This window comes from Paenibacillus sp. RRE4, assembly GCF_031844205.1.
In the GTDB taxonomy this organism is placed as follows: Bacteria; Bacillota; Bacilli; order Paenibacillales; family Paenibacillaceae; genus Paenibacillus; species Paenibacillus xylanexedens_B.
This window is the reverse complement of record NZ_JAUZUT010000001.1, coordinates 1299427-1324034: the sequence shown is the minus strand read 5'-3', so window position 1 is coordinate 1324034 and position 24608 is coordinate 1299427. Positions and strand designations below refer to the sequence as shown.

22 protein-coding genes are annotated in these 24608 nt (G+C 45.3%); 8 read left to right on the top strand and 14 right to left on the bottom strand.

Annotation, left to right across the window (positions count from 1 at the left end; genetic code table 11):
- Positions 1-211: 211 nt before the first annotated feature.
- The 9 genes from Q9R46_RS06075 to rpiA all read right to left on the bottom strand — a co-directional run bounded on the left by Q9R46_RS06075 (position 212) and on the right by rpiA (position 7613).
- Entirely contained in the window at positions 212-649 is a 438-nt protein-coding gene (locus Q9R46_RS06075) for a GNAT family N-acetyltransferase (protein ID WP_154886428.1), read from the bottom strand.
- A 23-nt stretch (positions 650-672) separates the two neighbouring features.
- The gene (locus Q9R46_RS06070; RefSeq protein ID WP_311279315.1) at positions 673-1386 is read right to left on the bottom strand and encodes a class I SAM-dependent methyltransferase; all 714 of its coding nucleotides are present in this window, start codon (positions 1384-1386) and stop codon (positions 673-675) included.
- Positions 1387-1428: 42 nt separating this feature from the next.
- Positions 1429-1758 (bottom strand): hypothetical protein, encoded by a 330-nt coding sequence (locus tag Q9R46_RS06065; RefSeq protein ID WP_311279314.1) that lies wholly within the window; start codon positions 1756-1758, stop codon positions 1429-1431.
- Between the two features lie 31 nt (positions 1759-1789).
- Positions 1790-2734: an alpha/beta hydrolase gene (locus tag Q9R46_RS06060; RefSeq protein WP_311279313.1), complete on the bottom strand. Its 945-nt coding sequence runs from the start codon at positions 2732-2734 to the stop codon at positions 1790-1792.
- 81 nt (positions 2735-2815) lie between these two features.
- A complete protein-coding gene (locus Q9R46_RS06055; RefSeq protein WP_311279312.1) occupies positions 2816-4516 on the bottom strand; it encodes a sensor histidine kinase in 1701 nt (566 codons plus the stop codon).
- Between the two features lie 15 nt (positions 4517-4531).
- On the bottom strand, positions 4532-5620 hold the full coding sequence (locus tag Q9R46_RS06050) for a cobalamin B12-binding domain-containing protein (protein ID WP_311279311.1): 1089 nt from the start codon (positions 5618-5620) through the stop codon (positions 4532-4534).
- 210 nt (positions 5621-5830) lie between these two features.
- Positions 5831-6292, bottom strand: a complete 462-nt coding sequence (locus tag Q9R46_RS06045; RefSeq protein WP_145329629.1) for a MarR family winged helix-turn-helix transcriptional regulator — start codon at positions 6290-6292, stop codon at positions 5831-5833.
- A gap of 15 nt (positions 6293-6307) precedes the next feature.
- The gene (locus Q9R46_RS06040) at positions 6308-6907 is read right to left on the bottom strand and encodes a GNAT family N-acetyltransferase (protein WP_311279310.1); all 600 of its coding nucleotides are present in this window, start codon (positions 6905-6907) and stop codon (positions 6308-6310) included.
- Positions 6908-6941: 34 nt separating this feature from the next.
- Entirely contained in the window at positions 6942-7613 is a 672-nt protein-coding gene (rpiA, locus tag Q9R46_RS06035) for a ribose-5-phosphate isomerase RpiA (protein ID WP_311279309.1), read from the bottom strand.
- A 511-nt stretch (positions 7614-8124) separates the two neighbouring features.
- Between rpiA and Q9R46_RS06030 the strand changes: the two genes are divergently transcribed.
- Complete coding sequence (locus Q9R46_RS06030) at positions 8125-9870, top strand: methyl-accepting chemotaxis protein (RefSeq protein ID WP_311280958.1); 1746 nt, start codon at positions 8125-8127, stop codon at positions 9868-9870.
- Positions 9871-9913: 43 nt separating this feature from the next.
- Positions 9914-13618: a non-ribosomal peptide synthetase family protein gene (locus Q9R46_RS06025; RefSeq protein WP_311279308.1), complete on the top strand. Its 3705-nt coding sequence runs from the start codon at positions 9914-9916 to the stop codon at positions 13616-13618.
- 159 nt (positions 13619-13777) lie between these two features.
- On the opposite strand, the gene Q9R46_RS06020 is transcribed toward Q9R46_RS06025, so the two are convergent.
- Together Q9R46_RS06020 and Q9R46_RS06015 are read right to left on the bottom strand one after the other, a co-directional pair.
- Complete coding sequence (locus Q9R46_RS06020; protein ID WP_311279307.1) at positions 13778-14398, bottom strand: TraX family protein; 621 nt, start codon at positions 14396-14398, stop codon at positions 13778-13780.
- Between the two features lie 56 nt (positions 14399-14454).
- Positions 14455-14955, bottom strand: coding sequence for a GNAT family N-acetyltransferase (locus Q9R46_RS06015; protein WP_311279306.1), 501 nt, complete (start codon positions 14953-14955; stop codon positions 14455-14457).
- A 250-nt stretch (positions 14956-15205) separates the two neighbouring features.
- Here Q9R46_RS06015 and Q9R46_RS06010 point away from each other — a divergent pair, with 250 nt between their 5' ends.
- From Q9R46_RS06010 to Q9R46_RS05995, 4 genes are read left to right on the top strand one after another with little or no spacing between them, the layout of a single operon-like run.
- Positions 15206-16651: a spore germination protein gene (locus Q9R46_RS06010; protein WP_311279305.1), complete on the top strand. Its 1446-nt coding sequence runs from the start codon at positions 15206-15208 to the stop codon at positions 16649-16651.
- Positions 16648-17823 carry a Ger(x)C family spore germination protein gene (locus Q9R46_RS06005; RefSeq protein ID WP_311279304.1) on the top strand — a complete coding sequence of 392 codons (1176 nt, stop codon included), beginning with the start codon at positions 16648-16650 and terminating at the stop codon, positions 17821-17823. The genes Q9R46_RS06010 and Q9R46_RS06005 overlap by 4 nt, the downstream gene beginning before the upstream one ends.
- A gap of 49 nt (positions 17824-17872) precedes the next feature.
- The gene (locus Q9R46_RS06000) at positions 17873-18079 is read left to right on the top strand and encodes a hypothetical protein (protein ID WP_311279303.1); all 207 of its coding nucleotides are present in this window, start codon (positions 17873-17875) and stop codon (positions 18077-18079) included.
- A gap of 17 nt (positions 18080-18096) precedes the next feature.
- A complete protein-coding gene (locus Q9R46_RS05995) occupies positions 18097-19215 on the top strand; it encodes a GerAB/ArcD/ProY family transporter (RefSeq protein ID WP_311279302.1) in 1119 nt (372 codons plus the stop codon).
- Between the two features lie 10 nt (positions 19216-19225).
- Here Q9R46_RS05995 and Q9R46_RS05990 read toward each other — a convergent pair whose 3' ends face one another.
- Positions 19226-19699, bottom strand: a complete 474-nt coding sequence (locus tag Q9R46_RS05990; RefSeq protein WP_145329603.1) for an RbsD/FucU family protein — start codon at positions 19697-19699, stop codon at positions 19226-19228.
- A gap of 209 nt (positions 19700-19908) precedes the next feature.
- Between Q9R46_RS05990 and Q9R46_RS05985 the strand changes: the two genes are divergently transcribed.
- Both Q9R46_RS05985 and Q9R46_RS05980 read left to right on the top strand, forming a co-directional pair.
- On the top strand, positions 19909-20331 hold the full coding sequence (locus tag Q9R46_RS05985; protein WP_145329600.1) for a MarR family winged helix-turn-helix transcriptional regulator: 423 nt from the start codon (positions 19909-19911) through the stop codon (positions 20329-20331).
- A gap of 29 nt (positions 20332-20360) precedes the next feature.
- Entirely contained in the window at positions 20361-21707 is a 1347-nt protein-coding gene (locus Q9R46_RS05980) for an MFS transporter (protein ID WP_311279301.1), read from the top strand.
- Positions 21708-21921: 214 nt separating this feature from the next.
- On the opposite strand, the gene bcbE is transcribed toward Q9R46_RS05980, so the two are convergent.
- Together bcbE and Q9R46_RS05970 are read right to left on the bottom strand one after the other, a co-directional pair.
- The gene (bcbE, locus tag Q9R46_RS05975; RefSeq protein WP_311279300.1) at positions 21922-23310 is read right to left on the bottom strand and encodes a bacillibactin exporter BcbE; all 1389 of its coding nucleotides are present in this window, start codon (positions 23308-23310) and stop codon (positions 21922-21924) included.
- 95 nt (positions 23311-23405) lie between these two features.
- The gene (locus Q9R46_RS05970) at positions 23406-24488 is read right to left on the bottom strand and encodes a phosphotransferase family protein (RefSeq protein ID WP_311279299.1); all 1083 of its coding nucleotides are present in this window, start codon (positions 24486-24488) and stop codon (positions 23406-23408) included.
- Positions 24489-24608: the final 120 nt, after the last annotated feature.

Here is a 24608-nt window from a genome sequence, read left to right as displayed (position 1 = left end):
ATATTTTTCTCCTTTCAAAACTAGTTCATATAATGAACTATTCATCAGTAAAACTATTCTATAATGAAACTATGTTGTAAAGCAATACTTTTTTCCTACTCTTTAAACAAAAAAAACAGGACATCTGGCTCAGCACTTTTGCCAAGCCAAATATCCTATCTGATTGAATCGTATATGATTATATAGAGAGAATGCTTTACACACTCGCTGGCTAAGCTTCCTGCTCATCGTCCTCTTTCTCAAGCACACAGCGGAATCTCTCCACGCCTGGATACAGTTCACCGAGACTATAAACGACAAATCCCGTGTTTCGGTAAAACTCCACCGCTTCCTGATCTGTCTCTGCGATCAAAGTATCCGGATTGTACTCTGCAAGAAGCTGTGAAATCATGCCCCGCCCGTAATTTTTGAAACGGTTCTCAGGCAGAACTGCAATATGGCGAATGGTAATCTCGCTCGCTCCCGTATGTTCATAGCCAATTAGACCAACCAACTGTTCTTCATCCTCATATCCCGTCAGAAACAGGTTACTTTGTGTCACATATTGCTGTACCGTTTCATTAACCTGATCTGGGTCTGGGAATACAGCGTAAGAGAGCAGCTCCTGTACCTCCGGCTCCTGCAGTCGTGGCTTCAAATTTTTCAACAAAACAATTCCTCCAATATAAGTACTTAGTCTTTCTGCACAGCAAACCGAAGCAACTCGCAACGAAACTCTGTCGGTTCATCATACTTCTCTTCTTGGATCGTTTGGGTTACATGCTCCTGAAACAAAATGTTCCAGCCCTCGTAGGCCTGTTCCAGTAAAGCCATGACTTCGGATGTTGGCAGGTTCAATTCAATCAATGGCTCAATCTGACGGCCTGTCTGGATTTCTTTTTCCTCCACACTGGTACTCATCGTAATACAATGGATACCTCCGAGCCGGGTTCCCTCTTTTAATCGTTCCACTGTTTCAAGAAAAGCCTCTTTGCTAGATGTGTGTTCGAGACAGGAACAGGCCGCAATAAAGTCAAAAGCTTTCGGTTGAATCCGGTAATGCTCAACATCTGCTTTTTCGGCCTGAACGATGTGATCCACCTCATACTGTTTCGCATACTTGCGAAGTCCGTCTACCGCTTCATCCAACAGATCCACGCCAATAACCTCGCTGTTTGTATCTGCCAGACGTTGTGCAATCGGAATCGTATGTCTGCCCACACCACATCCCAGGTCAAGTACACGTAATTCCTGTTTATGAACAAGCAAACGTTCCAACATCTCCATCACCATAGGCATGGGTCTGGACATCCATGTTCCATCTTCAAACAATTCATTGTTTTTATAAAAGTTAGAATGATATCCCGCTTCGGCTTGACGAGCAGCCTCAAATTGTTCTTCCCGCATTCAGTTACCTCCTGCAATGGATTTAGACCTTTACAGTAACGTTCACCTAAAAGCGAAGAAAAGAATCATATAAATTACTATCATAATTAAACTGGCCGTGACAAGTATTTTCCCCGCATCCCGTTTACTGGCATAGTCATTAAACAACAGTATTCCACCAATAGTCATCGCAATGGGCGCAAAAAATATCGTCATGATCACGAGCAGCACCATAGAATAACGATCCAATGTCGATTCTTCATACTCCGACATATATGGCTGATCTGGCTTGGCCGTTTTGGTCGTTACCATGTTGCCGCATGACTTGCATTTGAATTCATCTGCTCCCATTGGTTCATGACAATACGAGCATTCTCTTGAAAAATGTGGCATATCCATCTCCCTCCATCAGTGAACCGTTATCTCAAAGTGGCATATGTTTCTGCAAAAAAGCTTCTAGTACAGCTTCATATTTCTCGCGATCAACTTGATAGGCCGTTCCGTGACCTGCACGAGGAATCGTCAGCAGTTCCTTCTCTGCCTTACAGGCTTCGTACAAGCGATATACCATTTCCGTTGGCACAAACGTGTCCGCCTCACCATGGATGAAAAGCACCGGAACGTTAACTTTGGCGAGTTGTTTCAATGCGGATGCTTCTTTAAATGAGTATCCGGCTTTCCATTTTGTAATCAAACTGGTCACCGGAATGAACGGAAAGGGCGGCAGTTTGTACAACTGCTTCAACTGGAACGTCAATTCCTCCTCCACAGAGGTATAGGCACAGTCCGATATAATGGCTCTGACCTGATCAGGTAGCTCTTCCCCGCCTGTCATCAGCACAGTGGCGCCTCCCATCGATATGCCATGAAGAACAATATCTGTATTTAGTCCTACATGTCCCAGCACCCATCCGATCCACTGAACATAATCTTTCCGATCTAACCAGCCAAATCCGATGACCTCTCCTTCACTCTGACCATGTCCGCGATCATCCGGCATTAATACGTGATAACCCAGGGTTTCAGCGTAAAATCGGGCGAACCCCGCCATTTCTCTGCCTTTCCCCGAGTAGCCATGAGCAAGAATAACTGTGCTTGCAGACTTGTTCTTTGATGAAAGCCAGGTGCCGAAGAGTCTCAATCCATCTTGAGACTGGATGGTAACAGTCTTGGTATCCTGAGCATCAAGCCATTGTAAATCAGCAACAGTGCTGATCAGTTCATCCTCCACTTCCGTCTTGAGATTGGGGTTATCCGCCAAAAAAGTTTTCGGCGTACGCCGAATCGCTGTCTTGAAAAAATAAAGTCCTCCGACCCATAGCAGAGCCATTATTGTTATTATGAGAGCCGCCAGCCCGTAAAATATCATTAAAAAATCCTCCATTTCAGTCAATGAGTTAAGCGACTCCATATAAAAATCAGGTTATAATGCGGCATAACCTAACATGCTTCAACTTTTATTAGCTTGCTGAAGTGCTCCACAAGCAGCCTGATACGCGGGAAGTAGCTTATCAAGCAGTGGTTCTGCTTGATGGGTTTGTTCCCGTTTCGCGTATTTCTCAATCTGGCTGAACAACGTTGAGAGATAATTAATTCCGAGGCTCAGACTCCCTGATTTCAAATCATGTGCTGTCTCGGCTGCCGCCTTATGATCGGCTGAAACAACATGTCTGCGCAAGTCCTCGATTTTCCCCGGCGTTTCCGCACGGTACATCTCCAGCAACATGCTGAGCAACGTTTGGCTACCATCCGTATTTAATTCGGCAATTTCACGGACAACGTCCATATTCAGAATCTGTACAGGTTTTGATGACGATTGCCACTTCCGAATGGTCGTGTCAAGCACCTCTAAGGTAAATGGCTTACCGATAAAGTCATTCATTCCAGCCTCATAACACCTGTCCTTCTCGCTTGGCATTACATTGCCTGTCATTGCGATAATCGGCGTAGCTGGACGCATCTCATCCTGCTCTATTGCACGGATCTGGCGTGCGGCTTCAATCCCGTCCATAACGGGCATCATACTATCCATCAAAATCAGACTGTATGTTTTATTGCGAAACGCATTCACAGCTTCTTCCCCACTGGATACACATTCGAGTTCAGTAAAACCTAGCTTTTTGAGTTGCAGTTGAACAAGCTGACGGTTAATAACATTATCATCAGCCAGTAGGATGGGCAAAGTATGGGCATCCTGCCCAAGTGCATCCTGAGAAATATTCTTCATTGTATCCCCAACTTCGCTTTTCACCTTATATAGCCCAAGTTCAAGCTCAAACCAGAAAGTGGAACCTTCCCCTTCGGTACTCTTGATTCCGATCTCTCCATTCATTAAATGAACGAGCGACTTACAGATCGATAAACCAAGGCCTGTACCTTCATACTCTTTCGCACGTCCCCGTTCTGTCTGCATATATGGCTCGAACAAGCTTTTCTGATCTTCTTCTGAAACACCAATCCCCGTATCATGCACTTCGAAGCGCACAAGCTGATTACGTGACTGATGCTTAACAAGCTTAACCTCAACTTGAACAGATCCATCGGTAGTGAATTTGTTTGCGTTCTGAATCAGGTTAATCAGTATTTGTGTAATTCGGGTGGAATCTCCCTCAAGTACAGCGGCGATTTCCAAATCGCAATTCATAGTAATGCAATTTCTTTTCTTATCGATCTGTGGTTTAAGCAAACGAAAGATGTGATCCAAAATCCCTTGTAGCTTCACCTCTCCTTGCTCAAGACGCAATTGACCTGCTTCAAGCTTGGAAAGATCCAGAAGATCCTGAATTAATTTGAGTAAAAGCTTGGCTGCCTCTTGAATAACAATGACTGAATCTTTCTGCTCTTTCGATAATGACGATAACGTTAACAATTCAGCCATCCCCAATATTCCGTTTAGGGGTGTCCGAAAGTCATGGCTGATGACTGCCATAAAAGCACTTTTTGATTCGTCCGATGCTACAGCCTGCTGGCGTGCTGATTCAAGACCCGCATTGTTCTTGGCGAGCTGCCGCTGAAGCGTCACAAGCTCATTATTCATATCCGAAAATGCGGACAATGTGCGTTCCTCTTGTTCCTTGCTTCGAATCAGTTGGTCGGATAACTGCTCGATCGTTTTACGAAGCCTCTGTATCTCTTCATTGTCATTAGACATCCCTTCATCCCTTTCCTATTCACTTGCCATACTTACATTGTCAAGCGACACCGGATGAATAAGCAGACGCTCTGCAACAGCAACAGCCTCTTCCGCTCCAGGTGCATAACCATCAGCACCGACTGTTCGCCATAATTCTTTGTCTATATTAAACGGATAACCGCCAACCATCACTTTGACATGAGCCGTTTCTGCATGGTTACGTATACGTTCGATTAACTCTTTAGCCAGATGAAGATGGTAAGTCATCGTCACCGAAATCGCTATTACATCACTCTCATGTCGCTTGATTGCTTCCACAATGCTCCCATTTGGAACATTGGCTCCAAGATAATACGTATCCCAGCCTTCCATTTCGAATACATCTGTAAGCATGCGTAACCCAATCTCGTGCTGCTCACTCCCCACACAGGCTGCAACTAGTTTTTTTCCCTTATTCGGTCCAATCAGCCATCTGGAGTACAAACGAGAAATAAATGATTGTGTTGCTGCTGTGCAAAAATGTTCCTGACCAACACTAATCTGTCCCCCTTGCCACAACCGGCCGATCTCGTATTGAACAGGCTGAAAGATGTAGCGATACATATCGCGGATCGTTGCACCCTCGTCCAGTTCTGACTCGACAATTTCGAAAGCTTCCTTGCGTTTATTATCTAGCAAATGTTGCAAATACGTCTTTGCTTCGAGCCCGTAGGGCATAGATGCATGAATAAAGCTGGCTTGGGTATCCATTTGCTTGATTACATCGATTCCCATCTCCAGATATTCCAACAGAAACTCACGGTGAGGTTGTTCGATTTCTTCATTTAACGCCTCTTTAATCAACTGAAGATTCACTTCGAGATCTTCCGCAGATACCTGATAGCCGGCAAGCAGTACTTTTAACCACGATATATAGTGAGTGAACAAACCGGGACTTTTCACAAGCACACTTTCTGCCAGATAGCTCAGACTGTACTGTGAGTCCTGCTTGGTTCTTATTTTACCAATCGGACCGAAACGCTCCATTAAGTCGGGCTGCAACCGATACTGCATTTCGGTTATTTTTTCAGCCAAGATCTCTGCATCCTGAAGTAAACGTTCTCCGGCCTCCCGATGACTCATCGACGCACTCCTCCTTTGTCTGCATCCTGTGCCGTACAAATCTACTTCATGTAAATCATTCCGTTTAGGACAACTCTACTAATCTAGTATACATGAAGAGTTCTATATCATTTTGATGATATAAAACAATCTTCCTATATTATGTAGCTATACGCAAGCCATATAGCCAGTATCCGAGGTATGTTGAAGACACAAAAAAACGGATCCACGTTATATACGCAGGTCCGTTTTGCCTTCTGCAGCAAGCCCTAGTTTCTTCAGCAGGCGTATTGCCTCAACTTTTTCGGATGGTTCAAGCCCCTCCAGAATGTCAATAATGACTTGATGATGCTGTGGAAATATTTGCGTGAATAACTGTTTCCCTTCTTCCGTCAATTCCGCATATATAACCCGGCGATCCTCCTTGGAGGGACGGCGAAAAAGCAAATTCTTGTTTTGTAACTTGTCAACAACATAAGTAATATTGCCGCTAGACATCAATACTTTTTCACCGATCTTTTGCAAGGCCTGTGGTCCTTTATGATATAACAAGTCAAGTACTCCAAATTCTGTGGAATTGAGTCCATGGCTTTGGATGTCCCGATTGGAACGTGATGTCACTGCATTGTATGCGCGAATAAGAACCACGAACAATTGCAATGACAACTCCCGGTTATCCTCCGTTTTCAGCATTTCTATAATCCTCCATCAGTTATATACATTTCCGTCCGTTTCACCGGATAATCTCTGCTCCCACTCCTCGCGGAGCATACCCATCCGGATTGAATCATAATACTCTCCAAGAACGAGCCGGCACTTCCGCATGCGCCCCTCGATTTGCAGTCCACTCTTTGTTGCAGCCTGCATCATTCGCTCATTACCAGACCACGTAGTCAGTCCAACCCTCACGATGGGCAGATTTTCAAATAAATGACCTGACCACATATGAAGTGAACGTGTACCAATCCCTCTCCCCCATCGAGAAGGTTTGTAGATGATAATCCCCATCTCAAGCCACATCGATAACGGATCTTCAATATAATAACTAATCATTCCAACGATTTCTCCGTCTGCCTCAATAATCCGAAGGGATGCTGGCCGCGCTGCTTTTTGATCTGCCTCCAACCGTGCAAGCGTATTCTGCACAAAACGTTCGTATGGTTCATGCTCCAGCGGATAATAAGGTGCATCCCACTTTTTCCATTCGGGATTGTCATCCTTATAAATCAGCTCATATAGTTCAGTAAGGTCATCTTGCTCCACGTTACGAAGAACAAGCTCATCATCTCTAAGGGGAAATTCTCTCATTCTAGATCATGACACCAACTTTCCGTCAAATTCGTTACGGACGGTGAAGTTCGTCGATACTGCCGTCTTCTTTGGCAATGATCACAACGTCTGCCATCTTCACGAATAGTCCATTATCCACGACACCTGGTAACATATTCAGTTGCACGTTAAGTTCGGAAGCATTGTCAATGGCCCCCATATGGCAGTCTGCAATCAGATTTCCGTTATCCGTAAGGTATTGTTTTTGCCCATCCATCCGCCACTCCGGCTGACATCCCATGTTCTCAAGCGCCTGAAAAGTCCATTCCGATGCAAAGGGTACAACCTCGACCGGTAAAGGGAATTTTCCCAGTGTTTGTACAGCCTTGCTACCGTCAGCAACAATGATCAGCTTATCGCTATTTGCTGCCACTATTTTTTCACGCAAAAGAGCTCCGCCACCGCCTTTGATCAGGTTAAAATCCGGATCCACTTCATCCGCCCCATCAATCGTCAGATCTAATCGCCCAATCTGGTCAAAAGGAATAATCGGAATACCCCATTTTCGTGCCAGCTTGTCTGAAGCCTCTGAGGTAGCTACTGCTTGTATGTTCAGACCTTCCCGAACCCGCTCCCCAATTCGACATATCGCATAATATGCGGTTGAGCCTGTGCCCAAACCCACTTTCATTCCATCTTCAACGAACGCTGCCGCATGTTCTGCTGCAATCTGCTTCAGATTCATTATTTAACCCCCGCCTGCTCATTAATTTGTATAAAACCATATGTAGTTATTATAGATAAAACCTCATCCGATGTATATCCAAGCTTCCTGAACAGATTAAGACCGATTTTCTGATGATAAATGGTGTAATTTTTCCCGCTATGTTATAGAATACAGAATGAAACTAAAAAATGGCAATTTTTAAAAATAAACAGTACTAATTACCTATAAAAAGAAAGATATGTCCATAAATACGTAAAATATTAAAAAAGTTTTAACAAAACTATTCAATTTAACGACATTTTACACGACATAATAGATATAGATGTGTTTTAATAATTAGACACACTGGATTCAAAAGGTACATAAGTCTTGCATACAGTGACTAAGAAACCAAGACCATTGTCGCACTTTCCCTTTAAAAGGAGATGACAGAATGAAGTAACTTTTTGCTCCAAAAGCGCATCTTACAGATTTTTAATTTACAGAAGATCAGGAGTGGAGTTTAGTGAAATCATTGAGTTGGAAAAACATGTCGTTTTTCTCTAAAAACCTATTGCTCTCATTTACCAACATCATCATTATTGGCGTGGCTCTGATTGCAAGCAGTTATTACTTCCAAAGAACGATTCTGGTTGATCAACTGCATGGACAAGTAGCGCAGATTACGAAAAAGTGGGCTCAAGATATCAATGCGGCAGATGTACAAACTGCCATCACAGAGCGCAGCTACGAAGGTACTGCTCAGACGAAACTAAGAGCTTATTTTGACGAAATGCAAAAATATTATCCTAACATTGCACAAGCCTATATCTTTGGTGTGGAGCTTGGCGGCGACAACAAACGGTTAACTTCCCTTGTTGCGATGCCAACAAACCTGAGAGAGGCTTTTCAGAGCGACAATGTAAATATTGGGGATATGTATGAACAACCGGTCGTTGTAGCCAATGCTCTGAAAGAGATGTTAAATACCGATCGACCAACGTTCACCACTTTTTATTCCGATGACTTTGGAACCTGGACAACCATTGCTTATCCGATCAAAGACAGCAACGGCAAAATTTTTGCTTACTTCGCCGTGGATGCGGATGCCAGCGCAGTTCCAAAAGGTCTGAATTCCTTGTTATTAAATGGTGTCATTATTCTAGTAGCGTTCTTGCTTCTGTTCCTCATTATTCAATATCTTGTCGTTAAAAATACCCTCTCTCCAATTCGTCATCTGATCAAAGGCATTGATGAAGTCAGCAGAGGTAATTTGGATGTCAATATCCCGACAGGAAAAGACGATCTGGGACTTGTAAACGAAAAATTCAACGTCATGGTACGCCGTATCAATGACACGATCGTTAAAGTGCAAATGACTTCCCAGGAAGTAAACCAGTCTGCGAAGGAACTCTATGAAGTCTCTGAGCGCAACAGTGAAAATGCAGACTCCATTAACAATAACGTTACTCATATTAGTTCAAACATCCGTTCACAAGAACAGGCTACCCGTGACAGTGCACGCGCAATGTCCGAGATGGCTACCGTAATCCAGACCATTGCGAGTAGTTCCGCAAGTGTTGCGGACGAAGCCTATGAGATGGAGCGTCGTTCACAACAAGGTAATACTGTAGTTCGTCAGGTATCCGAGCAAATGAACCTCATTACGCAATCTGTGAAAAATACGGCTTCCGCAATCGAAGTTCTAGAGAGCCGTTCACAGGAAATCGGCGATATCCTGAACATTATCTCAGGGATATCAAGTCAGACCAACCTGCTTGCGCTTAATGCCTCTATTGAGGCGGCTCGTGTAGGTGAAGAAGGAAGAGGTTTTGCGGTAGTTGCTGGCGAAGTACGTAAGCTTGCCGAACAGTCTGAACAGGCAACCAGTCAGGTTGGCGTATTGATTCAAGAGATCCAGGCTGGTATTAAACAAGCTGTTCAAGCCATGGAACAAGGTACTGCTGAAGTAGATACGGGTCTTTCCGTAGCGGATCAAACCGGTCAATTGTTCGATGAAATCCTTGAAGCAGCGAAAAAGGTATCCCATCAGATTCAGGAAGTTTCAAGTGCAACCCAGGAAATTTCAGCTGGCACAGAAGAGATGACCGCAACAGCGGATGACCTGTCTGCAAGTGTAAGCAAGACAGCGGATAGCAGTGAAAAGATCTCTGTATCTGTAGACGAGCAAAAGGCTTCTCTGATTACGCTGGTAGACTCCTCTACTCGACTCAATGATATGTCTGAAGAGCTACAGCAATTGATTTCTCATTTCAATGTAAGCAAGCAACAATAAAAAAATAACTAACATTCGGTTTCAACCAAGGAGGATACCTGAAGTGATTGAAAACCATACTTTCTCCCACTCCGTGGAATCTGGCTTACCTGTTCTTCAGATTCCATTGGATTATGGACGTCGCCAGCAAACATTCTCTTATGAGTCTACTCATATTACATTGAAAGCGTCATTGAGTCGTGAACTTAAACAGAAGTTTGGGGAACAGATGGTGTACCCTGCATTCCTTTCAGCTTATGCAGCCTTGTTATTCCGATTGTCTGCTGAAGAGGAGCTCGCGATTGGAGTATTTGCTCCGGATCAGGCAGCTTCTTATCTTTCATTAGAGCTTCAGGGCAAGACAACTTTCAGTGAATTATTCGAACAGATTACAAAACAACTTGAGATTCCCTATACACAACAAATCGGGGGATATCCTGAGACAGTGTTTATGCTAAACAGTGTTCAATTGCCTCAGGCTCCTCAGGTGATGAATTGGAACGTTCGTTATGATCAGAACGAGATGATTCTCGATCTGTTTTATGACCGTTCGTTGCTACAAGAATCAACGATATTGCGATATGCGGAGTATTTTCAAACATTGCTTCTTGCTCTCTTGCGTGATGATCACAAAGCAATCGGTGCAGTAGACATTCTGTCTACTTCAGACCGTTTGCTCTATCGGGAAATGAATGACACCGCGGTACTTGAGCCAACACATCCGACCATCCATGGCTGGTTTGAAGCTGTCGCTGCGGCATATCCGAATTCTCCAGCGATCACCTCACATGCAGCGAGTTATACGTACCGGGAATTAAATGAACGCGCGAATCAGGTGGCTCGCGTGTTAATATCCAACGGTCTAAAGCAAGGTGAATTTGTCAGTATTTTTATGGATCGCAGTCTGGATACGATTATCTCGTTGCTCGGTGTTCTTAAAGCAGGCGGTGCCTATGTGCCGATTGATCCCGAACATCCACAAGAACGGAACAGTTACATTGTCGAAGATACTGCTTCTCCGTTTGTACTGACAACAGAAGCCTCGTTTGATCAGGCCAAAGCAATGTTTTCCGGCATTACTACGGTACGTCACATTCTTTCCGTTGACGGACGACTTGCAGGATTCGCCGCCAGCAATCCCAACCTGGATATCAAGCCGGATGATCTGGCTTATGTAATTTATACTTCAGGCTCTACTGGCAAACCAAAGGGTGCGCTGATCGCTCACCGTGGTGTCACCAATTTGGGTAGTGTTGTACAGCGTGACTGCGACATTCAACCTGGCGATGTATTAACGCAGTTTGCCACATACAGCTTCGATGCATCCGTGTGGGATACGATTGGTGCTCTGTTCTATGGAGCCGAGCTTTATCTGTTATCGGCGGAAGAACGAGTATCTATTGAAGAGTTTGCAAGTGCAATTGAAAGAACAGGAACGACCATTATTACGATCTTGCCAACTATTTTCTTCAATCAACTGGCCTCTTATCTGTCAGATGAAGGCTTTCATAAACTGGCAAAAGTGCGTATCATCACCGTAGCTGGGGAAGCTCTCTACGGGGAGCAGGTTCGGGCTTTCCAACGCAAATTTGGCAATCAGATTGACATCGTTAATGTATACGGGCCAACGGAATGCACCGTGGCTACCACGACACACCGGATTAGTGAACAAGTCCCGGAACACGTTGTTAATATTCCGATTGGTAGACCTATTCATAATTACAAAGTATACATTGTCAACGAAGAACACCAGCTATGCCCTGTAGGCGTACCAGGCGAAGTGTATATCGCAACTCCTGCACTTGCCAAAGGGTACTTGAACCTGCCGGAGCGCACAGAGCAATCCTTTATTGATAATCCGTTTGCGATTGGCGAGAAAATTTACAAGTCCGGAGATATTGCCAAAGTGCTGAATACCGGATTACTGGAATATGTGGGACGCAGTGACTCTCAGCTTAAAATTCGGGGTCACCGAATCGAAATCGGTGAAATCGAAGATCATCTGGCCAGACTGGAACAGATCCAGGATGTTGCCGTTATTGCAAAGAAAGAAGCGGACGGCCAGAACATGCTGGTGGGTTACTTTACATCCAAAGATGGAAGCACCCTGTCCGTGACGGATATCAAAGCAGCACTTTCAGAGAAACTTCCATCGTACTTCGTACCGAAATGGATTTGCCAGCTGGATGAGATGCCTATTGCCCCAACAGGAAAAATCAACCGCAAGGCCATGGTATCCATGCCACATGCTGAACGTCATACCGATCAGCCAGACCGAGTGATGCCTGAGACAGACACGGAATCTATACTCTTCCAAGCTTGGAAAGAGATATTACAACACGAAGAGTTTGGTGTCGAAGACAGTTTCTTCAGTATTGGTGGCGACTCCCTGCGAGTCATCCATGTTCTGGTTCTTCTGAAACCACATTATCCGCAACTGAAAATCGCCGATTTCTTTGCGGAAAAAACGATTCGTGCTCTTGCTCGCCGAGTCGCACTTTTAACGGAGCAACGTGAACCAGCGAAACGGACATCCACTGCAAATGGCATCATCACGCAGCTTTCCGAACATCCGGTGGAACTGTCTCCCCAACTTGGATATCCGAACATTCTTCAGCCTGAACATGTGCTATTGACGGGTGCGACCGGTTATCTGGGCTCACATGTACTGCAACAGTTAATTGTGACGTCTTCGGCACGGATCTACGCGCTTGTTCGTCGCCCAAGCGACGGCACGACGGCAATGGCACGATTAAGCACAGTGATGCAGGGCTATTTCGGCAAACAACTTGCTGACCAGCTTGAAGATCGTGTTGTAATCGTTGAAGGGAATTTGGAGCAAGAGAACCTGGGTCTTGTAGCCGAGCAACAATCGTTGCTTGAATCAAGGATTGACCGTATCATTCACTGCGCGGCTGATGTTCGTCATTTCGGGGAGGCGGCGCAGTTCGCTAAAACCAATGTCGAAGGCACAGTTGCTTTGTTAGACCTGATACGTAACAAAAAAGGTGCTTCGTTCCATCACATATCCACGATGGGCATACCCGAAGATCTGGCCCTCAGCGGACAATGGGAATCTACATTGCAATATGACCGTTTCCCGGAAGAGTTACATGTGGACAACGTCTACTCCGACAGTAAGCTCGAAGCGGAGAAAGTACTCATGAAAGCCGCAGCAGAAGGAGTGCCAGTCAGCATCTATCGTGCAGGCAACCTGACATGTGATTCCCGTACAGGTCGTTTTCAGACCAATATCGATAGCAATGCGATCTACCGCATGATCAAAGCCATGTTATTGCTGGGCAAAGCCCCTGCCGCGGATTGGCTCATGGACTTCACCCCGATCAATTATGCCAGCGAAGCAATCGTGCATCTGGCCTTACGTCAAGATACAGCTGGACGTGTATTCCACATCTGTAATCCAGAGCCGATCCGGTATGATGACTTGGTAGAAGCCGTGAAGCGTGCAGGTTACGATATCGAAACGATGCCGTTTGAAGACTATCACCATTGGCTGTTTGATACAACCATTGCCAAAGAACCGGAAGCTCTGCAACTTGCAATCGCTCAGTTGGAAGGTGACGGGGCGAAGGATTCAGCATATGCCTATGCATCACCGGTAACAACGGCTTACGTCGAACCAGCAGGAATCTACTGCGCCAGGACCGATGAGCGTTTTATTCATACGATGCTGGGCTATGCAGTTGAGATCGGTTATTTCCCCGCAGCAATTCGTCCGAATTACGGTACAACAACGATTGCAGATTAAACGATATATCGGATAACGATATCAATAGAAAGAAATAAAGCAAAAGCCACTCTATCGCTACGGCGATAAGTGGCTTTTTTTGTATAAAGATGAGTTAAAATTGATAGTTGATCATCATAAGCGTTACCCCTTTTATACGCTACCTTTGCATCACAAAAACTATAGCCAGCGGATTACTGCAATGATAGCAAGATGAGCAGGATAGAAATAACGCCAGATCCACCGGGGCCCTTTCATACGAAAACCTGCCTGGTAGTACTGTGCAATGGCAATACCAGTTGTTGCAAGCACACTGTACATCTGCAAAAAACTATGGTGCAACATCAGGTAAAGGGCATTTAAAATAACATGTGCCATAACCAGCACAGGACCTTTGAAGTAACGGAACAACAACACGAGTAGCAGACCATACATCCCATAATCCATATGTGACCACTCCATTATCCAGCCCGCCCCGATCGCAATCGGGATACTGATCAGCTTCGACGGAAGCTTATCCAGGGCTAGCAAAACAAGCAGTGCCGACCATAGGGTCCAGACCACATTCAATGAAAAATGATTAAACGCAGCCATAAACGGAATCTGGGAAATCACTGCGATCCAGAATAACCGCCGTATGTATTTCTGTACATTACGTGTATGCTTGTAACCTATAAATACGGCAAAGGCATAGATTGGAAAAGCGATACGACCGATGATTCTCAGTTCAACCACATGCGGAAAAAACACAGCTCCGATATGATCAATTAACATCGTAATCATGGCAATCCATTGCATCATATCAGGTTATCCCTCCTCAGCACGTCAACACTAGATGATGAATCGTAAAATCTTAATCAGGATTCAGTTTCACGCTCAACGTTACATTCATAATACATGAAGCTTTGATCCTGTGTATATCCTTCGGATTCATATAATGCTTGTGCTTGCTGATTACTGATCGCCGTAGAAAGCACAATTCGAAGAATCTTGTTTCTCTTCGCCTGCTTCATTACGGCCTGCATCAGCTTTCGGGCTATCCCTTGTTGCCGATATTTTGAATCCACGAACAGATCGTTCAGAATCCAGATCGGTCCCATCGAAACGGAACTATAACTCGGATAAATCTGTACCAAACCCATGGCAGTATCAGTCACCTTTGATTCTTCGTTACACGCAGCCATGAAAATCATCGATTCTTGCTTATTCATCCGTTCTTTAATAAAAGAGGTCGCTGCCTCCAGATCCGAATGCTGACCATAAAACATGCGGTACTCATTAAAAAGCCTGGATACTTCTGAAATATCATTTAGATTTGCTTGTCTAATGTCGATTGTCATTTCTTTCGGGTTTTTCACGTGTTTCTTTCCCTTCTTTCACTTCATTCTTTGCCTTGGAATACATCCCTCGAATCGAATCTTCCTTAAGTTCATTGTAAAAGAAATCATACCTTTCCCCCATTCATCAACAGGAGTAAAGTTTGCATTTATGTATCCTTAACCGAAAGATATCATCGATAAAGTATATTTCTATCCAAGTGTTGCACACTATAGGGATCATTGTTTACTGACAGATGCTGTTTCATCTTGCAGTCAGGAGGAAAGCGCTATGAATGAAAACATGCTCTTGCAAGTACAGTCCAGACTTATCGGTGTATCCGATATGATGTACCAGCCACTTCAGATTGGACCCGTTTCCTGTACCGTGCTCTACATTCAATCCATTATTGATAACCAGGTGCTACGGGAAGCGATTGTCAAACCATTGCTTGAAGCGGCTGTACGAACCGAGGTCGGCTCCGACTTCATCAGCCGGATCGTAAGCGGGACTTTTTTTTCAATCGAAAATAGACTCGCGGATACTGCGGAACTTGTTGTGAATTACCTTGTTTCCGGGAATGTTGCATTGTGGCTGGAAGGCATGTCAAGCATGCTTGTTTTTTCTATACCTAGCTATCAAAAACGTTCTGTTCCCGAATCCACGAATGAGGTCGTTGTTGTTGGCCCGCAAGAAGCTTTCATCGAAGATATCCAAGTAAACATGTCGCTGTTACGTCATAAAATCAAACATCCTGATCTCAAAATGATTCAATTCAACATCGGGAAATATACAAAAACCGAAGTATATGTCATCTACATTCAAGGACTGTGCAAACCTGATATTTTGGAAAATGTGTTGACGAGTCTAGGCGAAATCAACATGGATAGTAGCTTGGGGGTGAGTTATCTCTCGGAATTCCTCGAAGATCATCCGCTATCTCCTTTTCCACAATATCAATATACGGAACGCCCCGACTCCGTTGCGGCCGCTTTGGTAGAAGGACGGATCGCCGTAATGCAAGATGGCACTCCCTTCTCCCTGCTTATTCCGGTTACGTTTTTCTCTCTGATGCAGTCATCCGAGGACTATTATCAGCGGTTTCATTCCGCTACGTTTATTCGGCTGATTCGTTTATTGTTTGCCATTGTCGCTTTCTTGCTACCCTCAGCCTATGTGGCGGTCACGACTTTTCATCCGGAGATCATCCCCACCAACTTGTTAATTACCATTGCATCGGCTAGAGAGAATATCCCGTTCCCGGCGCTGGTTGAAGCACTCCTGATGGAAATTACGTTTGAAGGGCTGCGGGAGGCGGGCATACGTATTCCCAAACCGCTGGGGCAAACGGTATCCATTATTGGCGGAATCGTGGTGGGCCAGGCCGCCGTTCAGGCTGGTATTGTCTCTGCACCACTAGTCATTATCGTCTCGATTACGGGTATCGCCTCGTTTATCATCCCACATTTTGAGCTCGGGCTTGCTTTCAGGTTGCTACGTTTTCCAGTGTTGCTTATGGGCGGTACACTTGGTTTATTCGGGGTGGTCATCTCTGTCTATTTGATCTACTGGTACATGGTGAGTCTCCGCTCATTCGGCGTTCCCTACATGCAGCCCTTTGCTCCTTTCGTCTTGCGAGATCTCAAAGATACATTCATTCGTGTCCCTTGGTTCCGCATGAAAAAAAGAACCCAGGCTTACACGCCGGATAATGAACCACGGCAGGATACAACATGAAAAACATCAGAGTGACGAAAACTATTCATACCCAGAGGTGGTTACAAAAGCTCGGACTGGTCTGCCTATTTTGCTTCATTTGCACCGGGTGCTGGTCCAAAGTAGAAATTAACGAACGCACCTTTATAACCACGCTTTTTGTTGATACCACAGACAATCCAGGGGAGATCGAGGTGACTCTAAGCATGCCCCTCCCCAATCGTCTATCTCCCGAAGGAAGCGGAACAGGTAAAGCTCCTTATGCATCGGTTTCCGCAACCGCGCCCACCATAGCTGATGCCATCGAGAAAATTCAGACGGATTTAACGCGGAAAATTTCATGGGGGCATACTCGTGTAATTGTCTTTGGACAAGATTATGCACGCGAGGGTATTGATGACACGATGGCCTGGATTTCACGCCAGCCGCTCTTTCATCTAAGCAGTTACGCCATGGTTGCCCAAGGCAAAGCGAAAGACATTTCCGATTTGACACCTGTTTTTGAGGAAACCCCCAGCGATGTATTACGCGAGTTTTCCACCGAGGAAAATTTGTTAAAGACACAGATGCTGAACATCCTTGCCGCTGACAAAATGAATCAAGGATTCGCCGCATCCTTGTTAGACTCCCGGATAAAACCTATGGCGAGCGAGGAAGGCGAAAGTAAAAAATGGGTCAGCCAGATTGGTGGCGCTGTTTTCAGGCAGATGCGTATGGTTGATACGCTGACAGAGCAAGAGGCTCGCGGGGTGGCCTGGGCTTCGGAGAAGCTGGATACATTGGCACTATCCGTGCGTACCCGCAAACAAAAGGCCAGTATGTCACTGTTTGATATGAAGTCCAAGATACAATGTGAGCTCCGGAATGGCGAGCCCTTTTTCACCATTCATCTTACAGGGAAGGCTGAACTGATCTCCGTGATTCCCGTATTAAAAGTAAAAGATGTCCTCAGTGTTAAGGATATCGAACAAGCCGTCAATGAGCAGATCACTGCTTCTCTAACCTCTGCGTTGCATAAGGCGAAGCGTCATGGGGCGGATATCCTTTCGCTTGGATATCGGCTTGAATGGGGGCATCCTGCAACCTGGAAAAAACTTCGTCCTGTCTGGAACCAGTTTGTTAAAAATGAACTGCAGTTTGATGTGCACACCGCTGTTGACATCCAATTTGTCGGCTCAGAGTCCAGTTTCTAGAAGTATACAGTGAGTAGCTGGCTTGGCTCTTTCAAGGAGGTTTGATCTTGTGTTTGCTGTCTTGCTCTTCGCGGGCCTGTATTTACTGGATTGGCCTGCTGTTAAAACGAGTAAAAAATCCGTAAAACGATCCTATGTTGCCGTACTTACGCTGTTCCTCGCTTGGAACACACTGGCATTGATTTGGCCGACCTGGCCCAATCCCAATCAAGTACTGTTGCTGTTATTCGGATGGGTTGACCATCTTATGTTATAGAGAAAGGGGAAACAGCCGTGAATCACCTTACCTCCGGACAGGCGTACCGTTTTATGTTTGTGTACCTGTACTCCGAGCCTGTGGCTTTTCTTCTGCAGCGATTGTTCAAAATGAGCGGATATCAAGGCTGGATTTCGACCATTGGTGGGTTTCTAATTAGTTTGATCCTTCTCATGTTCACGTATCGTTTGGGTTCTCTCTACCCTGACCGAGCTTGGCTCTCCTACGGTGAAGAAGTGGTCGGCAAAATGATACATCGTTTTTTCACCAGTTTAATCGCGCTGTTATGTCTGTATCTGCTCTCCATTGATGTGGAGAACTTCATCGTCTTTTTGCAGTCCATGTACTTGCCCCAGACACCGATCTGGCTAACGTCCTCCATCACCCTACTGTGTATTTGTTTGACAGCACGTTCAGGACTGGTAGCGATCGTTTTTATATCTGAGGGCATATTTCTGGTTCAGCTTCTCACCTCAACCTTGTTATTGCCCTCTGTGGGAGGCGGAGGTAACCCGGAAATCTTAATAGCTATGGCAACTCATCATGACTGGTCCGAAATTTTTATGGGCTCTATCTCCACTATGCCGTGGTTCTCTGAATGGATGCTGTTTCTATTCCTCGCTCCTGCTGTCGCATTCAGGCGTCCCATGTTTACGAGCATGGTGTGGGCAGGATGCACTGTTGTCATCTTTATTTTGTTCTTCTGGGTGTTTATCCTGATGAATTTCGGTCCTTATGTGGCAGCGAGTCTGAGGTATCCTTTACTGGAATTGGTTCGTTTTGCACGATACGGTGATTTTCTGGACAACCTTGATCCCGTTCTGATCGCCATCTGGTCAACAACGATGTTTACACGCAGCTCTTTTCTGTTATACGTCTCCTCGGTTTGTCTATCCAGCATCAGCGGCGTACGGCAAAACAAGTCCCTCACGTTTATTATTGCTGGGACGGCTGCCGTCATTGTGATGCAATATGCCCGAGACGCAGCTGCCTACGAGCTTGCAATCCGCTCCTACGCCATACCGGCTTTCACCCTGCTTGTGGAATCCATGCCCATTGTATATGTTGCCGTCTACTGGCTCCGACCAGGCAATCGTAAAAAAGCGACGAAAGCCTCGCCGGCCCCGTCGCCATAACGATATGATTTTAATAGGTTTCTGAATTCATCCGCTCTTGAGCAGGTTCTGATTCAGGGAAAATAACACCCTTTTTCAAAATAAGGTTCGCGTATTGAGCACGTTCACCCGTTGCAACAATGACATACGCTTTAGTGGCACGATCATAAAAATCAAAACGATCCTCGTATTCGAGGGCATCTCTCATATCCTCGTATTCCTCAATTAACCGCCGGTAATCTTCCCAGATGATCGGAATGACCGGATCACCTTTAACGACCTGCATGACAGCGGCCGGTCGATCTACATACGTGTCCAGCGGAAACAATTGTAATATGGCTTCCAGCAGTTGCACCGTCCCTACGCCATCACAGCGTACTATGCGCTGAGCATGACTGGCTCCAGGGAAATTCGCATCCGTTAGCACAAGTTCGTCTCCATGTCCCATTTCGGACATGAGTTTGAGGAGTTCGGGCGGAAGGATCGCAGGAATATTTTTCAGCATCATTAAACGCTCCTTACATAACAAATTTTTATTACTTTGGAAGCCGTTTCATCCTTATTCTAGCAGGATTTTTTACGCTTTGCATCGTTATACTCTGCCCCTGTGGCGCAACAATTGCCTTTGACAAAAGTACTTGTTCCACATATAGTTGTTATAACAACTATATGAATTTTAGAGATATTTTCTACGGAAGCGAGGTTCATCCATACATGGATTATTCTTTGGAGCAATCTGTTGGATTCATGCTCGGACTCACCCACCGCAAAACGGCTGCTCTTCTAGCAGCACAATTCAAACCCTACGATATTACTACAGAGCAATTTTCTGTGCTTTTTAATGTAGTACGTAAGGAAGGCGTTAACCAGAAAGAAATGGCAGGGTATGTGTTCAAAGACCAGCCTACCACCGCACGGATTATTGATTTACTGGAGAAAAAAGGCTGGGTCGAGCGCCGCACGAGCGACCAGGATCGTAGAGCGTATCTCTTGTACCCTACCAAAGAAGGTAAAGCATTAATCGATGTCCTTGTCCCGATCGAAAGAGAAATGAATAAAAAACTTGCTGAAGGTATACCCGATGACCAGATGGAAGCATTTAAACATACTCTTTCCCTCATTAATCGCAATCTGTAACTATTACAACTCAGGGGGAATGTTTCACCATGAAAGACCAATCAGCACCTGTCCTATTATGGACGACCGATTTTATTTTACTCATGTTATGTAATTTTCTATTATTCCTGCAACTGCACATGATCGTTTCACCATTACCTTCCTATGTACAGGATCGATTCCATGCCAATGCATTCCAAGTCAGCCTATTCACCTGCCTGTTTGCATTAAGCGCTATTGCGGCACGACTCTATTCTGCGAAAGCGCTGGAAAAGGGTTTCCGTAATGCGATGATCTATATTGGCTTATCTGTAGCCCTGCTTGCCACGCTTGGCTATTATTTTGCTGCGGGCATCGCTGTTCTGCTTTTGCTCCGTATGGTATTCGGTGTTGGATTCGGGCTCAGCAGTACTGCGTTTCCGACCATGGCATCTGATATTGTACCTGTTAAACGAATGGGTGAAGGCATGGGATACTTTGGACTATCCACTAGCCTTGCGATGTCCATGGGACCCATTATTGGCGTTACCTTATTGCAAGGAGCCGGATTTGTCACACTAATGCTAAGTACTGCCGGTGTGATCGCTGTGATCTATCCGCTCAGTTATAGCCTGACACGTAAAAAAGTAGCCAAAAAAAAGACGCCCCAGACTACTTCGATGCAACCATCAAAACAAGAGCAAGCGACTCGCGATGTTGCCTCTGTTTCAGGAGCCAAACCGGGTTCCAAAACAAAGGCGCCTTTTAACCGGAAACTGATCCTGCCAAGTGTACTGAACGGTTTGTTATCTATTACCTACGGGGGATTAGTTGGGTTTATCGTTTTGTATGGCAAAGAAGCGCATCTTGCTAATCCAGCGCTGTTCTTCCTGTTTAATGCACTGGCTGTTCTAATGGTCAGACCGTTTGCCGGTCGCATTTACGACAATAAAGGCCCTAAAGCTTTATTGATTCCTGGGGCAATATGTATCGCACTTGGACTTATCACGCTATCCTGGGCAACGACGATGCCTATCCTGTTTGTGGCTGCTTTTATCTATGGTATTGGATATGGCTCTATGCAATCATCCATACAGACCTGGATGATTCAGGTCGTCTCCCCTGCTCAGAGAGGGATGGCGAACGGGATGTTTTTGAATACACTTGATTTTGGCATTGCTACGGGTGCACTTCTGCTCGGTGCTATCGCTTCGTTGACAAGTTATACGGAAATGTATCGCTACTCCGTTTTATTTATGGCATTGTTCCTGCTGATCTATCTGATTCAGGGTAAACGAAGTGGTAGCTTCCAGATTGAAACACACCCGTTGTTATCTCATACACATATTACGGCAACGGAAAGTGCTGCTTCACATGATACGAATGATTTACAAGCAGAGCCTAATAAAAGAAATTAACAGATCATTACGTTGAATTTCACAATATGTATTTCCCGGATTTTCACCTAATCATAGGTGTTCATAAAAATAAAAATATCTACACTAACAACGTCACCTGTGATGATGTCAGTACAAAAACGCGTTTACGTCTGGCAAGCAGCTACTCTGCTTTCCATGGCGTAAACGCGTTTTCAATTTTCCCTTTAACGTAAGGGATCATTCCATGTACCCGTCAGTAAGGACTTTTTTTGCGGCGCAGTGGCGAAGGTCTGTATCCTTGATCGGTTTCACTTTCTTGCACACGCCTTTTGCGTAGCTTATCATGACCGTCTTCTTTCTCTTTATTATCATGATTGCCTTGTTCGTCTTGTTCACCCTGCTTCTCCTGATCATCCTGCTTAGAATGACTGCCAGAAGTAGGCTCTCCACTCTTCTCAGGCTTAACCGCCAGCAATGTGAGCAAACCACCAACAGCACCTGACGCAGCCAGAATGCCAAAAAGCAAAAAATGGTGAGAACCAATCAACAAAGAAACAATGGGTGGACCGAGCGAAACGCCGATAAAACGCATGCTGCTGAACAGGGCTGTAATGGTTCCACGTTGCTTTTTGTCTACACCTTCTGTAATCAACGTGTCGAGACATGGCAGTGCAGCACCGATACCCGCACTCCCTAGGGTGAACAATCCCACCACAACGTAAATATTATCGAACATGCCGATAATCCCCAGCGATACCGTTACCAAGGCTAGTCCGGCAAAACCGAGCCATTTCATGCGTGATTTATTTTTACCAATCCACTTGCCTGCCAAAAACGAAGCAAGACATAACGATGCCAGAGGGATGGCCAAAACCAATCCTTTGACTACACCTTTAAGCGCAAACTCACTCTCCAGCGTTTCAGAAAGATAATATAAGACGCCAAAAATAAGAAACATACAAATTCCACCGATCGCAAACAAAGCGTACAACCAGCGTCCCTTTACTTTAAGAACATCACGGATAGAAGCAACAAATTCCGAAAATGTAGGCGGTTTTTCTTTCCTCTTCGGTGTTTTCACCAAAAAAACCACGAGTACAAGTGAAATGAGGCATAGTACTGGAATCGCTAAAAACGGCGAATACCACAACCATACCGCCAGCGCAGCACCCAGAATCGGACTAAGCACTTTGCCAAAGGTGTTTGAAGTTTCAATGATACCCAGACTTTTGCTAACCTCATCTTCATTTTTGAACATATCTCCCACAAGAGGTATCACAATCGGAAATGCGCCTGCTGCACCCACTCCCTGCAAAAATCTTCCCCCAAGAATCGTCCAATAGGCGATATTACCGCTCATGAACCATGCGGCAACCCCTGCCACAGCACCTCCGGCCGCTGCAATGACAAGACTGGGAATAATCACGGCTTTCCTGCCGAATCGATCCGATAAATATCCTGCCAATGGAATGAGCAAGATGGCCACTACAGCATATACCGTTATCAGCATACTGACCTTGAATGAAGATACCTTCAATTCCCGTTCAATCTGTGGCAAAATCGGTATAAGCATGGAGTTTCCCAATGTCATAATGACAGGGATAGAAGCAAGTGCGACGAGGTCCCACTTTTTATCAGACATACCCTAACCACCTTCGCAGATTTTACACACAACAGCGTTATTGTGGGTTTATCTGGGGGCGATTATTCAGCATATGTCAAAATGGATAGGTTCCGTTAGCGGAATTGTCCCATCTTCCACTCTTCCAACAAACCCAGCGTACGCTCCTCAAATATTCGGCCATCTTCCGGTTGGTCTACCTGATGCTGATGGACGTAGGCGTTAAAATAAGACGACAACAGACGATATGCAAGCCGGCGCGCTTGCCCTTCTGGCGATGATTCAAGGGAACGACCGTAACCTGCGTGAAATGCAGCAGAATCCGTGTTGAGGATGGCCTCATATTCCCGATCGGCGAACATCGAGCGATCTCCATCAATAACAGCGGCAATGCTCATATCCCCTTGTTTACCGTGCACGAGCACATTTGCTGCCCATAGATCATTATGAACAAGCACAGGTTGCTTGATTTGATCAAAAAGAGCTTTATTTTGCTCGAAGATCGCCATAATCTTTTCCCCTACGCCAGGCATAAAGTCTATTTGAGCCGCCTTTTTGCTTGTTTCATCGGCTATGGCCAACAACACCTCAGACCAGTGCTCCGATCCGCGGATCGTGCCATCCGCCTGTGGCCAACCGAATGATGCTCCTTCGATGCGATGCATTGCGGACGTGTACATGCCTAATTGGGTATACAAATGATTTTTGTCCGTCTCTTCAATAGACGCATGATCAAGCTGCACGCTTGGGATAAACGCCATAAACATATATGTTCGCGGAACATCCCGAGCGCTGTCGTCACAAGCCAGCACTTCTGGTGCGGGTATGCCAGCAACGCGGTAATGCTCATAGATGACAGGTTCCGCGGCCATCATCGTGCGTTCAAACGAAAATAACGGATCACGCTCGGTTAGTTGCTCACCCTTTTCGTTTGTCAGTTGCAGTGGTTGTATATACTCCGGTGCAAGGCGCAAAATGACGTCCGTAATCGCCGTATGCTCCAGTTGGATGCGATATGTCGTATTAAACAGACCACCCTGCAACAGTCCAAACTGTTTTACGACAACGCGATCTCCAAAATGTCGATGCACCAGTGCATGTAACACTTTCGCTGATATTAAGCTATGTAAGCCCGAATATTGTTTTTGATCTTGGTTCTGATTTGGATGCTGTTGGTTATCGGAGTGTTGGTATGCCATATTGTATTCTCTCCCTCTTTATCTTTCCATTCTCTCCTTGAATGAACCATATCCATTTATTTCGTATAAATAAACAAAACAGACGGCGCCTTCAGGCACCGTCCCTTTATGGTCTATTCT

What these genes read in the sequence shown, in the direction of transcription:
- Q9R46_RS05980 (WP_311279301.1), top strand. Translation starts at nt 20,361, where the DNA reads ATGAAAGACCAATCAGCACCTGTCCTATTATGGACGACCGATTTTATT.
- Q9R46_RS06010 (WP_311279305.1), top strand. Translation starts at nt 15,206, where the DNA reads ATGAATGAAAACATGCTCTTGCAAGTACAGTCCAGACTTATCGGTGTA.
- Q9R46_RS05970 (WP_311279299.1), bottom strand. Translation starts at nt 24,488, where the DNA reads ATGGCATACCAACACTCCGATAACCAACAGCATCCAAATCAGAACCAA.
- Q9R46_RS06005 (WP_311279304.1), top strand. Translation starts at nt 16,648, where the DNA reads ATGAAAAACATCAGAGTGACGAAAACTATTCATACCCAGAGGTGGTTA.
- Q9R46_RS06055 (WP_311279312.1), bottom strand. Translation starts at nt 4,516, where the DNA reads ATGTCTAATGACAATGAAGAGATACAGAGGCTTCGTAAAACGATCGAG.
- Q9R46_RS06045 (WP_145329629.1), bottom strand. Translation starts at nt 6,292, where the DNA reads ATGCTGAAAACGGAGGATAACCGGGAGTTGTCATTGCAATTGTTCGTG.
- rpiA (WP_311279309.1), bottom strand. Translation starts at nt 7,613, where the DNA reads ATGAATCTGAAGCAGATTGCAGCAGAACATGCGGCAGCGTTCGTTGAA.
- Q9R46_RS06060 (WP_311279313.1), bottom strand. Translation starts at nt 2,734, where the DNA reads ATGATATTTTACGGGCTGGCGGCTCTCATAATAACAATAATGGCTCTG.
- bcbE (WP_311279300.1), bottom strand. Translation starts at nt 23,310, where the DNA reads ATGTCTGATAAAAAGTGGGACCTCGTCGCACTTGCTTCTATCCCTGTC.
- Q9R46_RS06050 (WP_311279311.1), bottom strand. Translation starts at nt 5,620, where the DNA reads ATGAGTCATCGGGAGGCCGGAGAACGTTTACTTCAGGATGCAGAGATC.
- Q9R46_RS05990 (WP_145329603.1), bottom strand. Translation starts at nt 19,699, where the DNA reads ATGCTGAAAAATATTCCTGCGATCCTTCCGCCCGAACTCCTCAAACTC.
- Q9R46_RS06065 (WP_311279314.1), bottom strand. Translation starts at nt 1,758, where the DNA reads ATGCCACATTTTTCAAGAGAATGCTCGTATTGTCATGAACCAATGGGA.
- Q9R46_RS06040 (WP_311279310.1), bottom strand. Translation starts at nt 6,907, where the DNA reads ATGAGAGAATTTCCCCTTAGAGATGATGAGCTTGTTCTTCGTAACGTG.
- Q9R46_RS06030 (WP_311280958.1), top strand. Translation starts at nt 8,125, where the DNA reads ATGTCGTTTTTCTCTAAAAACCTATTGCTCTCATTTACCAACATCATC.
- Q9R46_RS06020 (WP_311279307.1), bottom strand. Translation starts at nt 14,398, where the DNA reads ATGATGCAATGGATTGCCATGATTACGATGTTAATTGATCATATCGGA.
- Q9R46_RS06070 (WP_311279315.1), bottom strand. Translation starts at nt 1,386, where the DNA reads ATGCGGGAAGAACAATTTGAGGCTGCTCGTCAAGCCGAAGCGGGATAT.
- Q9R46_RS05985 (WP_145329600.1), top strand. Translation starts at nt 19,909, where the DNA reads ATGGATTATTCTTTGGAGCAATCTGTTGGATTCATGCTCGGACTCACC.